This window comes from Reinekea thalattae (genome assembly GCF_008041945.1).
GTDB lineage: Bacteria > Pseudomonadota > Gammaproteobacteria > Pseudomonadales > Natronospirillaceae > Reinekea > Reinekea thalattae.
Genome location: NZ_VKAD01000001.1, coordinates 1,846,171 through 1,861,171, shown reverse-complemented (window position 1 = coordinate 1,861,171; position 15,001 = coordinate 1,846,171). Strand labels below are relative to the sequence as shown.

Sequence of the window (15,001 nt, the reverse complement as noted above, 5' to 3'; positions counted from 1 at the left end):
GTTACTGGCAATAGTTGGCCAGTAAACACCCATTCAATCTTAGGCTAAAAAGTATAAAACAAGAATGTTTCTACTTTCACCCATGAGATTTTAAAGGTTATTGGTTGATTGATTTCACAACCAAGTGACATTGGAGGCTAATACTTGGCCTGCAATGTTAGATTCTAACCAGCTCATTAGCTGATCACTTTCATGTTCGACAGTTGGTTTATCAATGCCGGTAACAACCAGCGAAAACCCGCCGCGTTCTTGTTCTCGAAAAGGCTCCATTGCTAACGCTAACTGATGCTGGCTTTTGCAGTGTCGCTTCAGCGCGCCCAAAGCTTTTTGTAATTCTGAGCTTGATGTTGCTTGTGGCAAATACATTTCTATCTGGACTAATCGAACGTGGACGCCCACTGCATTTTCTCCTAATTGGCAATTGTGACTCCAGAGCCTGGCTGAACGATCTCATTTATTGCTCAGCACAGCATCTTCTGCCCTAACTTGATTGCACAATGCATCATCCTTTGATATTCATTCTTACATGGATTATGCCAATGAAAATAGGCCTAAAGTATAAAATTACCTATTTCACCTGTAGCCCTCAGGTTTTCAACCCTGCGACTTGGCTCTTTGCAAGCTAGCTTGGGTTGGTTAATCTGTGTTCAATAAGAATTGACTCACTGCTGAAAAGGATTACCACCCATGTACCCACACCTAAATGCTATCGGTATTAACAACATAGACTTGATAGAAAAATACACAGTGCGCACCGAAGGTGATGCCGATGTCTTAAAAGTCTATTACGCACGCGGTAAAGGAGAGCTCTTTGCCCGCAGTGAAAAATTTAAATACCCACGACAAAAGAAGCGCGTTGTTGTCGACGGCGGCACGAACACCTATTCAAATACCACCGAGATTGCACCCTCGCTTCGTTTTATCGTTGAAGAACTCGATAAGGTGGTTGGTGCAGAAGCCGTCGAAGCCGATGTGAAGAAAAAGATCCTCACAGAGCTGCGTCACTTAGAAAAAGTAGTGGCCAATAAAATTGCCGAAATTGAAGAAGATCTTAAAAAGCTCTAAGCCAGTTGAGAATGAGCAACGCCTACTGTTGTACTATCTGTTGTTGCACTAAAACTAAATAGCTAAATAAGTAGTGCAGCAGCGGGTTGATGTATTTGGTAAAAGTTGACTCGCTTGTCTATGATCAATATTTCTGCCACACGTATTTGCAGAATATCTGATAAGCTGGCGCTCCTGTTCGTTAGGCCATTTTCGGTGCTTTGCATCGACGTGTTACTACGACATTAAATTACGAAACTAACAGTTCCAAAGGCTCATCGAATTCGGTAATCCCGTTACTGGTCATTTCGTTATTGGTAACCGCCGTTATTATAGAGGTCGTCAGTGCTCGCCAATATTTTGTTCTCGCTCCAAATCACCCTACCCATTGCTTTGGTTGTTGTATTAGGTGTTTACTTCAAACGCTTAGGCTGGATCAACGAAGCGTTTAACCAATCGGCTTCTAAGCTAGTGTTTAACGTTGGCCTGCCGTCGCTGTTATTTATCAATATAGTGAGCGCCGATACCACCGAGCATATCGATTGGACAATTATCGTCTATGGTGTCGGCTTTACGTTGGCCTCGTTTGTTCTGCTGACACTGTTTAGCCGTTGGATTATTAATTTTCGAGAAGAGCGCGGTGTTTTTGTGCAGGGTGCGTTTCGCGGCAATATGGGCATTGTCGGTATCGCCTTTTGCATCAGTGCTTTTGGCGACGACGGTGCTACCTTGGCGGCTATCTATTTGGCGGTGTTGTCTCTGCTGTATAACATTTTAGCGGTGATCACGCTGAATCAATGGTCTGGCCAGCAATCAAGTGGCAACCCTATTCTTTCTTCTACTCTGGCATTGGTAAAAAACCCACTGATCATCGCCATTATTCTTGCTGGCGTTTGGCGTGTGTCTGGCATTCCAGTACCGCAATTTGCCTTAGGTGCCGCCAAGTACATGGCGCAAATGACACTGCCGATTGCGTTGCTGAGCATTGGCGCGACGCTTTCTTGGGCCGGTTTGGTTTCGGCTGGCAAGGTTTCCGCTTGGGCGACACTGTTAAAGTTAGTGGTATTGCCTTATGGCGCTGCGGCTTTAGCGTACTGGTTTGGCTTTAGAGGTATGGAACTGGGCGTGATGTATTTAATGATGGCGACACCGACCGCTGCTGCCAGCTATATGATGGTGCGCGCGATGGGCGGCAACGCCAGCTTAGCCGCCAATATTATCGCCATTACTACTGTCTTCAGCCTGATCTCTACCAGCATCGGACTTTCATTAATGAAAGCATGGCAGTGGATTTAACACCTAATTCAGAAGCGCCTCGACTGACTGACTTGCCATTTCATCGTGGCCGCCTAGAATGGCGGCCAGCACTATCTTTATAACCTTCGTCTTTATAACATTCGCCTTTATAATATCTACTTTTATAACATTCACCTTTATCTATTGGGTTCGCCCCAGTACAGAATTGAAGCAATAGGAACCTTATGGACGTTAGCATCGTTGTGTTGGCTGCAGGCCAAGGCTCACGCATGAAATCGGCTTTACCGAAAGTCTTACACACCTTGGCTGGTAAACCGCTGGCGGCTCATGTAGTCGACACTGCACGCCACTTTAGTGATGACATCAACCTTGTTGTCGGTCACGGTGCAGAACAGGTAAAAGCCTATTTTGCAGATGCCTCGATCAAATTTTGTTTACAAGCGGAGCAGCTCGGTACCGGCCACGCCGTGGCTCAAGCATTACCAAACTTGCCAGCAGATGGCGCGGTGCTTATTTTGTATGGCGATGTACCCTTAACCCAACCAGATACCCTCAAAGCATTGGTGGCGAAAGTTGGTGAAAGTAGTATGGGTTTATTAACGGTCATTACTGAAGACCCAACCGGCTATGGCCGCATCGTGCGAAACGAGCAAGGCGAAGTGCAGGCTATCGTCGAACAGAAAGACGCCAGTGAAGCCGAGCTTGCCATTACCGAAGTCAACAGCGGCATCATGGCGGTGCCAGCCCAGGCATTACATCAATGGTTACCAAAGCTGAAAAACAACAACGCTCAGGGTGAATATTACCTAACCGATTTAATCGCCATGGCGGTTGCTAACGACGTTAAGGTTAATACCGTGCACCCGATGCAAGAGCACGAAACCCTCGGCGTTAACAATCGCCTACAGCTGGCGCAATTAGAGCGTTGGCACCAGCAGCAAATTGCTAATGGTTTAATGACCGATGGCGTCACTCTGCGTGACCCTGCTCGCTTGGATGTGCGCGGTAATTTAACTGCAGGGCAAGACTGCATCATCGACATAAACTGTGTTTTTAATGGCAATGTGCAGTTAGGCGACAACGTTACTATTGGTGCCAACTGCATTATCAGTGATGCGAGCATTGGTGCTGGCAGTGTGATTGAAGCTAACAGTGTGATCGAAAATGCCAGCTTAGGTGAACAGGTGACGGTTGGCCCATTTGCGCGTTTACGTCCCGGTGCCGAGCTTGCCGACAACTCTAAAATCGGTAACTTTGTCGAAATCAAAAAAGCCTTTATTGGCAAAGGCAGTAAAGTGAATCACCTTTCTTACGTTGGTGATGCCACCGTTGGTGAAAAGGTGAACATCGGTGCCGGTGCTATTACTTGTAACTACGATGGCGCCAACAAACACCACACCCATATTGAAGACGGCGCCTTTATTGGCAGCGATAGCCAGTTAGTCGCGCCAGTCACTGTTGGTAAAAACGCCACCGTTGGCGCAGGTGCAACCATCACTCGCGATGTGCCTGAAGGCGTGTTGGCGGTGACCCGTGTTAAGCAAACCAGTATTGAAAATTGGCAGCGGCCAACCAAGAAGGACACCTAGTGCTCTTTGCTCTTAAAAGGTTATTAGAAGAACATTAGAAGACTAGAAATTCAAACAGACTAGAAGCTGAAACAGCTCAGCAGTTTAAAAGCCCCGTCGGTTATGCCGTACGGGGCTTTTTGCGTTTTTAGCGCTAAATGCGGTGGATGGTAATTAAGTAAGCGGCAATTAAAAAGCGCCAACAAGGACGCACTTTTGTATAGAAAGGTGCAAAAAGCTAAAAAATAACTTGCCAAACGGAACGATAAAACTAGAATAAGTTTCGATTCGAAAGTTAATTGGTTTTAAAATGTCCAAACGAAACACTCAGCAGCGCCGACGACTAATTCTCGACCAGCTTGCCTTACAGGGTGAGGTTAAGGTTGATGAGCTTGCTAAGCAGCTGCAAACCTCTGAAGTGACCGTGCGTAAAGACTTAGCCAGTTTAGAAGCCAGTGGCCTTTTGCTGCGCCGTTATGGCGGTGCGGTACCGTTACCTAAAGAATTAATCAACGAAACGGCAGATGAAGAACTTTCGGTTCGTAAAAAATCGATCGCCGTAGCCGCGGCTCAGCTTATTCGTGACCACAACCGAATTATTATCGACAGCGGCAGTACTACCGCGGCGATGCTGCCTGAATTTGCTAAAAAGCAGGGGCTGGTGGTGATGACCAATTCTCTCGCCATAGCCGCAAGCCTGCGTGAATTAGAAAACGAGCCAACCTTGTTGATGCCCGGCGGCACATGGGACCCACACTCTGAAGCCTTCCAAGGTCAAATCGCGGAACAGGCGTTGCGCCAATACGACTTCGACCAACTCTTTATTGGTGCCGATGGCATCGATGTTGAACGTGGCACCACCACCTTTAACGAGTTGGTGGGCTTAAGTCGTGTCATGGCCGATGTCGCACGTGAGGTGATCGTGCTTGCCGAATCAAACAAGATTGGCCGAAAAATTCATAACTTAGAATTGGCTTGGCAGCAGATATCGACCTTAGTGACCGACAGCCAATTAGATCCGGCGATTGTCGAGCAGATTCGCGCCAAGGGTGTGACGGTTATTCTCGCTGAGAGCAAATAGATTGCAGCGACTTGCGAAATAAAATTTAAAAAATATTTTAACAATTAAATTAAAAACAGAATTTAACGATATTAAAAAGAGGAACAAATTATGTGTGGAATAGTTGGAGCCGTAGCTCAACGTGATGTCGCCGAAATTTTAGTCGAAGGTTTACGCCGTTTAGAATATCGCGGTTACGACTCTGCTGGTGTTGCCGTGGTCGACAGCGAAAAAAATCTGACTCGTGTGCGCCGCTTAGGCAAGGTGCAAGAATTGGCCGACGCCGTTGAGCAGCAAGGCGTCACTGGCGGCACTGGTATTGCGCACACTCGTTGGGCTACGCATGGTGAACCTTCTGAGGCAAACGCTCACCCACATATTTCTGGCGATATTTCTGTCGTGCATAACGGCATTATCGAAAACTACGAAAGCTTGCGCGAAATATTAAAAGAGCGTGGTTATGTGTTCAGCTCAGAAACCGATACTGAAGTTATCGCGCATTTGGTTGAGTGGGAATACCGAACGTCAGAAACGCTTATCGAAGCACTGCACAAAACTGCCGCGCAATTAGAAGGCGCATACGGCACGGTAATTTTAGATCGCAACGACCCTGAGCGAATTGTTGTTGCCCGTTCAGGTAGCCCGATAGTGATTGGTTACGGCGTGGGTGAAAACTTTTTAGCGTCCGACCAACTAGCGCTGCTTTCTGTTACTCGTCGCTTTAGTTATTTAGAAGAAGGTGACGTTGCCGAAATTACCCGTCGCGATGTTAAAGTGATCGACGTAAACGGTAAGCCCGTTGAGCGTGAAGTAGTTGAGTCAACCGCTGAGCAAGACGCAGGCACCAAAGGCCAGTATCGTCACTTTATGCAAAAAGAAATTTTTGAACAGCCAGAGTCAATGAAGAATGTTATCGAAGGTCGAGTCACAAAAGACTCAGTCATTACCGAAAGCATTGGCGTTAACGCGGTCGAAATTTTAACCAAGGTTGAGCACGTACAAATTATTGCTTGCGGTACTTCTTATAATTCTGGCATGGCAGCACGTTACTGGTTTGAATCGATTGCTGGCGTCAGTTGCGATGTCGAAATCGCTTCCGAATTCCGCTACCGCGAATTTGTTACGCGCCCAAACAGCTTACTGATTACGCTGTCACAGTCGGGTGAAACTGCCGACACCTTAGCCGCACTGCGCATCGCAAAAGAGAAAGGTTACATGGCAGTAATGACTATCTGTAACGTATCCGGTTCTTCTTTGGTGCGCGAATCGGACATCGCCTTTATGACCCGCGCCGGCACCGAAATTGGCGTGGCTTCTACCAAAGCCTTTACTACTCAATTGGCGGCCATGCTGATGCTGGTTACCGCAATCGGTAAACACCAAGGCCGTATCGACGCCAAACGTGAAGCAGAAATCGTTAAAGAGTTACACGCACTGCCAGTACACATTGAAAGTGCCCTCGCGTACGACAACGAAATTGAAACACTGGCCGAAGACTTTGCCGACAAACACCACACGCTGTTTTTAGGTCGTGGCGAATACTACCCAATCGCCATGGAAGCGGCGCTAAAACTGAAAGAAATTTCATACATTCACGCCGAAGCGTATGCCGCCGGAGAATTAAAGCACGGCCCGCTTGCCTTGATCGACGCAGAAATGCCAGTCGTCGTTATTGCACCAAACAACGACCTGTTAGAAAAACTAAAATCTAATGTCGAAGAAGTGCGCGCACGCGGCGGTCAACTGTATGTCTTCGCCGACGAAAAAGCAGGCTTCGAAGCCTCTGAAAATATGAAAATTATTTCCATGCCGCACGTTAACGAAATCACCGCACCGATTTTCTACACCGTGCCGATGCAACTGTTGGCTTACCACGTCGCGCTGATTAAAGGCACCGACGTCGACCAGCCTCGTAACCTCGCAAAAGCTGTTACGGTTGAGTAAGTAAGATTAAGTGACAGGGCTAAATAAATAGCTAAAGCTAGTTTTCCGCTACCGATTAAGAATCGGTAGCGGTAATTTATTATGAAAAGATAATTGAGGCCGTCGTCGTAAGCCTGCTAGCTTTCTAGAAACTTAATTAAAAATAGTGTAGCTTGACGGTGGAGTCAGGTTAACACAGCGTTAACAAAGAATAGGTTTAGTTATTACCAGACTATAAATCATTGCTCACTTTTAGTCGGTGATTATGGCGTTTCTAAAGAGGAAATTATGAATAAATATACTATCGCATTATTGGCTGCAGTAATTTTAATAATGTCTGGGTGCTCTTTAGCCCCGGCTTCTGCAAGCAATTCTTATAATGCCAATGACGAAGGAAACTATGAGGAGTCATTACGGAAAATTGAGTATTCTTTAATTAAATATAATTACTCCGATGAAGATACTGCCAATTTAATGTTGTTAAAAGCTGATAATTATATGAAGTTAGGAGAGTCAGCTTATGCCTTAGGTGTGCTCAATTACGTTGTTGATAAGTACCCAGAAACGGAAGCCGCATTTAAAGCAAAAGCTCTTTTACAGACAGATAAAACGCTTCGCAGCTTAAATGAGTCTGCATCTCAAAATTAGTTAAACTAAATCTTATCAACCCCGATATCTTCTCAACAAAAACGCCAAACTTAATTTTAAAAATAAGAGGTGGCACCAACTTTTCTCTGATATTTAGCCTCAAGGAATGAGCTAATAGCCTCTAAATTAGCAAAAGGATCACTTATGGCTTCATTCCCCTCATTTGAAAAAATAATACTCAGCGTGCATTCTGCTTTGGGTTTGCAATACAGTCCCAAGAAGAAGAAATCACTGTTAGCCCGTACTGGTGTGTTTATGGAACACCAGCAGAAAGTAGCCGACTTGATTCAAGAGATCTTTGAAGAGCTGGCCATAGAAGAAACCGAAGCTATCGACATCATGCAAAACCTGATGTCGTCGGGCTCCGTTATTGACAATATTCGTTTAAAAACATGGACCTATGGCATCACTGATGCCCAGGTTGTTTATCACATCGCAAGCTGTTTGATCATGCCTCAACTGGGGCGACATCTCGCCTTCTGGCAGTCGGATTCACCTATAGACAAAGGTATGCCAGGAGGATATTTCTGGTTTCTACCTTTCTCCGAGCAGCTCGGAGAGAGTCATGAGCTTAAAATGCCAGTGCAAATGGTTGTTGACTGGTTCCTCGATTTGATGGGCGTCTCACTAGATAAAACAGCACAACAAATGGGGCTGACAAAGCGTGGCAAGGACGAAGAGTCTCTAGTTAAGACACTTCGAAACTGGAAGGATGGCAAAACCACACCGTTTAGATCGAAGATAGACGAGTATTTTACAGATCTTGAGCTTACATTTAACGGTACGTTTAGTGTTGATACTAGCCTACCTGCAGTTGCTCAATTCGAAGTAGCAAGGGGTTTTATAAGCAAAAAAGGACTGACGCCAGGCCTCCTAAAACATGAAGTGCCGCTAGATCGTGATGTTATTGATAACTTACTTAACGCTTCACCATCTGACTTGAATGAAGACCTCATGTTGCACTTTGTAGCTTTGATGATAAATCGCTATTCTCAGCCATCGATTAGTACTGTTGTAAAAAGGCTAAAGGTCGCAAGGGCCTGTGAGGCTGGCTATAAGAATCTGTGCAAATTAATCTCAGGTAATTCCTACACGTTTAAATCGGCAGATCCTGCAAAAAACAAGACGTTGCAACTTATAAAGATCCTGGAACTGTCTTTCAATTTGACTATTCAGTCGTTAAAGCGAACGACGGAACCAGAAAAAGAAACCCGAATTTTTGCGAACTCCGTGCCTTTTTTCCTGAAGGATGATGTATTTTCAGGAGTACAAAGTGAGGTTATTTCTGATATTGAAGGTCACCTTGCAGAACATTTAAACATTACTTTCAGATCGCTAATCGGGACGAATGACATCAATGATGTGTTTCCGATCTCACCGCAAGACCAAATGTACTACTTGAAGAGAAAGGTGAGTCTCAAGAAACGGGATATATCAATAACTTCGCAAGCTGAAAAAATTTCAGTATCTAGCCCAAATGTCATTCGAGGTAAAGATTTGAAGAAAGTGAACGATTTTGATGTTCTATATCGAACTGCTTTTCTACGAGATAGCTACAGAAATCGGATGGCATTAGTTCGGCGAATGAAGGAGGTAAAAACGACATCCCTGAATAAGTTAGAGATATTTATACTGGAGCTTTCTGCCATTCTCAATAACGACGGTTTTAGTTTTTATCAAAAGGATACTGAGGCTAGAGTTTCTGAGCTCTTACAGCATTTCGAAAAGCACCCCGAGCGACACGTTTTTGAGCCATTTTACCTAGATTTTTCTGCTAAGCATAAGTTGTATAGGAATGACTTTGATGGTGCCAGGAAGTTATTCAGGAAGGCTCTTGAAGTATCAGAAAATTACTGTTTTGGCGAACATCAAGGAGGAATCGCAAGAGATCTTCTCTCACTTGAATTAGCCGTACCGATGAAGACATTTAACTTGAATTCATTGGAGTCTATATTTTCAAGATTTATTGGTGGATTGGTATTTGAAGATTCGAACGACCTATCTCCGGTCATTGAAAACTATGTGCCAGGGTTGTTCGAGTACTTCGGTAAGACCCTTTACACACCTTACATAGGTTATCCTAAAGCTGAGATTATTTCTGAGTTACCAAAAGAAGTGATTCGCTTTGTAATGGAGCCTAGTAAGCAATTAGCACGTGAGGAAATATGTGAATGGATCAACAAGCATTTCTCAGACCTCGCGGTAAAGTCTGTTTCTGGTGGTCGTAACGAATCTATATTAGTTTTGTTAATTAAGATAGCTTCCGATCTGCCAAGAATGAAAGAAATCGCGAGTTTAGTAGGCTTCTCTTTTGATGTAGTAGAAAAAAACTACCATTTACTAATGGAATTGCTCATTGAACTCATACCATCTTTGAGTAACAAAGCTGACTTCAAACGCCAAACTCCACTTATGCTTGCAGCTAACAATGGATTTGATCAAATTGTTGCAAAGCTAATTCTAGCTGGGGCTGAGTTGGACTATCAGGATTTTAAGGGACGTACTGCGCTTCACTCGTCAGTTGCAAGTCGATCCCAAACCTGCTTTGAACAGCTCACCAAACATCAACAATTCCCCCGAGTAATTAAATTATTGTCTTCGAATGAAGCCAATGTATTACACACTGCTGTTCGAGCTGGAAATTACCCAGCGGTCGAATATCTAGCTAATAACTATCCAGAGCTAGTATCTGCGAAAGATGACAGAGGTGGTACACCAATTGATTGGGCCATTTTTTACTCGTCTACTCATAAAGAGCATAGAAAAGCTATGGCCAAAAATGGCCGACAAATTGGGGACTATAAGGAATTTCAAGAAATTACCTGGCTCCTGACGGATCGGTTCCCAGAATTAGTCAAAGAAGCCACCCCTGACTAATCAAGTGATGTTTCCCTTGAAGGCTTCATATCGAGCTACACCTTCTAATTTAGGGGGTGACAGCTACTTTTCCTAAGAAATAGGCATCGGTTTTGTGAGTATTTGTTTGCGCTATAACCAATCAGCGCTAACTCAAACACAGAACGAGAGGTCTAACATGTTTAAGTTTAAGAGTATTGAGAGTACCACTGCTTGTCAGGTCTGGTCGTATCGAAAGGCATCCTTCGATGCAAGTGAGATTCATAAGATCCAAGTGTTTGGTCAGCAACTACCAAATACACGATATAAAAAGTTGAAAGCAGCACCAGGTTGGCGGTTAGTCCGGCTTTCTAGAAAAAAACGTCTCCTGATTAAAGTCAGTGTCGAAAAGTCAACGATGATAGTTATCGCACTCTGGCGAAAGGACCTGAATAGAGTATGTGATCTCGTTGCCTCTAATCTTTATTGCTTGGAAGGAGATGCAGCATGATTGAGCAGAATGTCCTTCTAATAACCTTCGATTTCTCTCAACGAGGAAAATCGGGTACTGGCCTAGCTGCTGGTAGCCTGCTTGCTGCTTGCCATGCACACCCTGAATTCGGCAGTACATTTTTAATTGACCATATTCCAATCAGTATGAGTCAGCCTAAAGAATTGACACCCAAAGATGTCGTCAGTTTTATCCGTGGTCAATGTGATGTTTGTCAGTTGAGTCATATTGCTCTGGCCTGCTATGTTTGGTCAAGCCACCTAGTTGAGCCGCTTATGCAATTATTTCGAACTCAAGGTTTTGAAGGAAAGTTCATATTGGGTGGCTATGAAGTTCATGGGGGTACTTGTTTCGACAAATACCCGACCGGAGACGCCTATATCGTTGGAAATGCTGAGTTTACACTCCTCGAAGCAATATTTGACTCCAACATAGCAGGCCGAAAAATCTACCATGACCAGGATCGCCCCTCAGATTTCGCGATACTGCCTTCTCCATATTTAGCGAATGGTAATCTATACTCGGCCATCCCACTTAAACAAGGTCAACAGATGGTTCACTGGGAAACCAAGCGAGGGTGCAATTTTAAGTGCAATTTTTGTCAGCATCGAGATCTTTCAGGTGTCTCTGTACGCTCATTTGATTTGGAAAGGATCAAATCTGAATTGGATCAGTTTAAAGCTAAAGATGTTAAGAAAATTAATGTCCTGGATCCGATCTTCAATAATCCCTCAGATAACCACTTAGAAATTCTTAAATACTGCATCGGAATACGTCTGAGCTCAGAGCTGAATCTACAGGTTCGATTTGAGTTTATAACAGAGGAATTCCTAAAGCTTTGTCGACAGCTTAATGTCAGTCTTGAATTTGGATTGCAGACTGTTGTTCCAAGTGAATTTAAGGTAATCGACCGGCCTAATAATTTGAAAGTCATTTCTCAGAAAATTGAATTGCTTAAAACATATGAAATACCATTTCTGGTCAGCTTAATCTATGGATTGCCTTTGCAAACAGTTGATTCATTTAATGAGAGCATTCGTTTCCTTAAAGATCAATGTGTGAAGGATGTAGTGGCATACCCGCTGATGCTGTTAGAGGGAACAAAGCTAAAGAATGAATCTAAGAAGTGGCTGCTGGTTGAGAAGGTTATCGATGATTCGTTAATTCCACATGTTGTATCGTCGAGTTCCTTTAATGAACGTGAGTACCATGAGATGCGGAATATATCTCTCTCTCTTTCAAATCGCGATATGGATGGTATTGCATGAATTATATTTGCGCCGTTTAGATAAGCATCGTAAAGAATACTCTAACCTGTCGTATAGTAAGATAGAAGAACAGCTAAATATCGAGAAGAATGTAGCCGAGTTAATAAAAGAGGGATCCAAGTTGAAGCTGAGTATTGCAAACGGAACTGAGACTAATGACCGGTTTAAGGCAAGAAATTCGATGTTAGCGAATCCATATTGAAAGTCGTTGCCGAGCTTATTGTGATATTTTGAGTTCGGCTGCATGTTGGTTAGTCGAGTTAGCTACCAATTTAATTTATTTGCACATATTGGAATAGATAAAAATGAGGTTACATCGCAGAATTAATTAAACTAAACCTTATCAATCCCGACTTCTTCTCAACAAAAACACCAAACTTAAGAGTGTGATCAGAGCGGTGGCAGAAACACCAGCTGCGACGTTAAGGGCTAAGTCGTAGCCGTCAATTCGCCATAGAAAAGAGCCGATCTGTGGTGATAGTGCTACCATAATTAAATAGGGTACGGCCATGCTGCCGGTGACCATCCCAATAGCGGTTTTGCCGAGTACATTGGCGGTGACCAGTGGTTTTAAAATACTCAGAATGCCGTTACAGGCACCAAATAAAATGGCAAAGGCGTAGCCTGCTAAGGCGATTGTGCCGACTGTTTTTAGCAGTAGCACGGCAATAAAAATACCTGCACAAGAAACAATAGTCAGGGCGAGCGAATTTAATCGCCCGGCGAGCAGCATAATGGTGAGTCGGCCAACGACTTGCATCGGCCCAAAGAATACCGTGACTAACACCGCTTGCGATAACGCCATGCCAGATTCGATCAGGATAGGAATGATGTGAATGAGTAACAGGTTGGTGGTAAAGCCGATTAGTGGAAAGGCGAGACAAAGCAACCAGAAAGCAGGCCGTTTGCGGATTAAAGCAAAGGCTTGTTTATTTTGTTTCTTGGCTTCCGGTAAATCTATTTTACTCGGGCAGCATTCGATCATCGTTGCTCCCGCGTAGAGCGCAGGTGCGCCGATGAAGGCAACGACTGCCGCGAATACTAAACAGGTGCTGCGCCAACCGATACTTTCAGCTAAAAAGGCACCGGCAGGTAATGCGAGTGTCGATGCAAAGCCTGCCATCAGTGTAATGAGGGTAATGTTGCGACTGGCCTGTAAGCCTGTGGTGCGAGTGACAAAAGCAAAACAAGGCCCGTAAAGCGCCAACTCGTGTGAAACACCAAGCAATAACCAGCAGACAATAAAGCCAGCGTAGTGTTGAGTTGTGCTTAATAAAATCAGTGCCAGCGCGCCTAACGCCATGCCGCCGCTGAGTAACCAACGGCTACCGCCCATGTCGACAATGCGTCCGGCAAATGGCGACACAGCAGCCCCGGCAAAGGCGGCAGCCATGAACGCCAGAGTTAGCTTTTCTTTGCCCCAGCCGAGTGAGGCATCCCAGCTAAACAACAAAGCAGAAAAAATATAATAGAGCCCGGCATAACCCAGCGTTTGGCCAATCGCTAACAGCCAGATGGCAATTTTTTGTGCTCGTTCAGGTTTGCGTTGCGCGTATTGATGAACATCTAACCCGACCGAGCAGTATGCTCGATCGATGCAATAAGCGACTTGGCTAAACAATGACTTCATAGCGCAAACTTTCACTCTGTGGTTTTTTGATGAACACTCAAGTCAACTTTATTTAGCATTCAGCTCGTTTTTATTAAGATGTTTATCAAGACGTTTCTATTAAGATGGTTCTCAAGACACTCGCTGGCCTTTGCACCAAACACTTTGTAATAACGGCGTGTCGGCGGCTAATGAAAAGCGGATTAAGTCAGCGCGCAAACCAGGTTTAAGCTCGCCTCGGTCGGTAAGGCCTGCGGCGAGTGCCGGTGCCCGTGTGGCCGTAGCGATGCCTTGTGGTAAGTCGTTTAGTTCCATGCCGACTTTGACGGCGCTGTACAGTAAGGCGCTGGGAATGTAATCGGAGCTGATAATGTCCATCAGGTTCATGCGCACCAATTCCATTGCCGAAACATTGCCCGAGTGTGAGCTGCCGCGTACTAAATTGGGCGCGCCCATCATCACCGGAATATTGTGTTCTCTACAGGCAGCAGCGGCTTCTACTGTGGTTGGAAATTCGGCCAGTGAGACTCGATTTTTTTTCGAGCTGAGCACGTCTTCTGTTGTGGTATCGTCGTGGCTAGCCAGTGTTGCGTTCATGGCGCGGGCGAATTCTATGGTGGCTTGTTCGTGCGTTTTGCCGAGCCGATTTTGCAGTTCATACAGGCTGTCAAAATGGGCGTCCATCTGCTCACGGTTCATGCCGTATTTGCCTTGCAAGTAAGCTTCCATTTGTGTGATGTCGCGGAACTGACGTTGGCCCGGCGTGTGGTCCATAAGGCTGACGATGCCGATGCGATCTTCGGTACTAAATTCGGCAATTTCATCCAAAAGCGTTTCCGAGCACACCTCAGAACGGATGTGTAAGTAGTGGCTAATTTTTAAATTACCTTGCGCTTGGTTGTGCAAAATTTCGTGCGCGCATTCACGTGCGTAGCGTTGGTATTGGCTTTCTTTGGGTGTCATCGAGCCAATGCGTAACGCATCGAAAACGGTGGTAATACCAGTGCTGGCTAGCTCTCGGTCGTGTGCCATCACCGCAGCATTGTGAGGGTAATGCACGCTGGGGCGCGGTTGTAAGTGGCGTTCTAGGTTGTCGGTGTGTAATTCTACTAAACCTGGTGCGATGTAATCGCCTTGGCAATCTATCGCGGCTGGAATTTGGCTGTTGCCGGATTGAATGTCGCTAATGCCGTGATCATCAAACTGTATTGTGCCGTTGATAACCTCATCACCTGTTATGATTTTGGCATTGGTAAATGTCGTTATGGTCATCGTTTT

General features: G+C 45.0%; 11 protein-coding genes. 8 read left to right on the top strand and 3 right to left on the bottom strand.

The annotated features are described in order from the left end of the window. Nucleotides 1-114: 114 nt before the first annotated feature. Nucleotides 115-399 carry a hypothetical protein gene (locus tag FME95_RS08430; protein WP_147713944.1) on the bottom strand — a complete coding sequence of 95 codons (285 nt, stop codon included), beginning with the start codon at nt 397-399 and terminating at the stop codon, nt 115-117. Between the two features lie 288 nt (nt 400-687). Here FME95_RS08430 and FME95_RS08425 point away from each other — a divergent pair, with 288 nt between their 5' ends. The 8 genes from FME95_RS08425 to FME95_RS08390 all read left to right on the top strand — a co-directional run bounded on the left by FME95_RS08425 (nt 688) and on the right by FME95_RS08390 (nt 12,114). Then, on the top strand, nt 688-1,065 hold the full coding sequence (locus tag FME95_RS08425; protein WP_147713943.1) for a DUF3461 family protein: 378 nt from the start codon (nt 688-690) through the stop codon (nt 1,063-1,065). 324 nt (nt 1,066-1,389) lie between these two features. Beyond that, a complete protein-coding gene (locus tag FME95_RS08420) occupies nt 1,390-2,340 on the top strand; it encodes an AEC family transporter (protein ID WP_147713942.1) in 951 nt (316 codons plus the stop codon). A 185-nt stretch (nt 2,341-2,525) separates the two neighbouring features. After that, the gene (glmU, locus tag FME95_RS08415) at nt 2,526-3,890 is read left to right on the top strand and encodes a bifunctional UDP-N-acetylglucosamine diphosphorylase/glucosamine-1-phosphate N-acetyltransferase GlmU (RefSeq protein WP_147713941.1); all 1,365 of its coding nucleotides are present in this window, start codon (nt 2,526-2,528) and stop codon (nt 3,888-3,890) included. A gap of 289 nt (nt 3,891-4,179) precedes the next feature. Continuing rightward, a complete protein-coding gene (locus FME95_RS08410) occupies nt 4,180-4,950 on the top strand; it encodes a DeoR/GlpR family DNA-binding transcription regulator (RefSeq protein WP_147713940.1) in 771 nt (256 codons plus the stop codon). Nucleotides 4,951-5,040: 90 nt separating this feature from the next. Beyond that, entirely contained in the window at nt 5,041-6,873 is a 1,833-nt protein-coding gene (gene glmS / locus FME95_RS08405) for a glutamine--fructose-6-phosphate transaminase (isomerizing) (RefSeq protein ID WP_147713939.1), read from the top strand. A 267-nt stretch (nt 6,874-7,140) separates the two neighbouring features. After that, on the top strand, nt 7,141-7,500 hold the full coding sequence (locus FME95_RS08400) for a tetratricopeptide repeat protein (protein WP_147713938.1): 360 nt from the start codon (nt 7,141-7,143) through the stop codon (nt 7,498-7,500). 144 nt (nt 7,501-7,644) lie between these two features. Further along, nucleotides 7,645-10,377: an ankyrin repeat domain-containing protein gene (locus FME95_RS08395; protein ID WP_147713937.1), complete on the top strand. Its 2,733-nt coding sequence runs from the start codon at nt 7,645-7,647 to the stop codon at nt 10,375-10,377. A 465-nt stretch (nt 10,378-10,842) separates the two neighbouring features. Further along, a complete protein-coding gene (locus FME95_RS08390) occupies nt 10,843-12,114 on the top strand; it encodes a B12-binding domain-containing radical SAM protein (protein ID WP_147713936.1) in 1,272 nt (423 codons plus the stop codon). 343 nt (nt 12,115-12,457) lie between these two features. On the opposite strand, the gene FME95_RS08385 is transcribed toward FME95_RS08390, so the two are convergent. Together FME95_RS08385 and FME95_RS08380 are read right to left on the bottom strand one after the other, a co-directional pair. Further along, nucleotides 12,458-13,744, bottom strand: a complete 1,287-nt coding sequence (locus FME95_RS08385) for an MFS transporter (protein ID WP_147713935.1) — start codon at nt 13,742-13,744, stop codon at nt 12,458-12,460. A 111-nt stretch (nt 13,745-13,855) separates the two neighbouring features. Then, nucleotides 13,856-14,995, bottom strand: a complete 1,140-nt coding sequence (locus tag FME95_RS08380) for an alpha-D-ribose 1-methylphosphonate 5-triphosphate diphosphatase (RefSeq protein ID WP_147713934.1) — start codon at nt 14,993-14,995, stop codon at nt 13,856-13,858. Nucleotides 14,996-15,001 lie beyond the last annotated feature (6 nt).

What these genes read in the sequence shown, in the direction of transcription:
- FME95_RS08425 (WP_147713943.1), top strand. Translation starts at nt 688, where the DNA reads ATGTACCCACACCTAAATGCTATCGGTATTAACAACATAGACTTGATA.
- glmU (WP_147713941.1), top strand. Translation starts at nt 2,526, where the DNA reads ATGGACGTTAGCATCGTTGTGTTGGCTGCAGGCCAAGGCTCACGCATG.
- FME95_RS08410 (WP_147713940.1), top strand. Translation starts at nt 4,180, where the DNA reads ATGTCCAAACGAAACACTCAGCAGCGCCGACGACTAATTCTCGACCAG.
- glmS (WP_147713939.1), top strand. Translation starts at nt 5,041, where the DNA reads ATGTGTGGAATAGTTGGAGCCGTAGCTCAACGTGATGTCGCCGAAATT.
- FME95_RS08400 (WP_147713938.1), top strand. Translation starts at nt 7,141, where the DNA reads ATGAATAAATATACTATCGCATTATTGGCTGCAGTAATTTTAATAATG.
- FME95_RS08395 (WP_147713937.1), top strand. Translation starts at nt 7,645, where the DNA reads ATGGCTTCATTCCCCTCATTTGAAAAAATAATACTCAGCGTGCATTCT.
- FME95_RS08390 (WP_147713936.1), top strand. Translation starts at nt 10,843, where the DNA reads ATGATTGAGCAGAATGTCCTTCTAATAACCTTCGATTTCTCTCAACGA.
- FME95_RS08385 (WP_147713935.1), bottom strand. Translation starts at nt 13,744, where the DNA reads ATGAAGTCATTGTTTAGCCAAGTCGCTTATTGCATCGATCGAGCATAC.
- FME95_RS08380 (WP_147713934.1), bottom strand. Translation starts at nt 14,995, where the DNA reads ATGACCATAACGACATTTACCAATGCCAAAATCATAACAGGTGATGAG.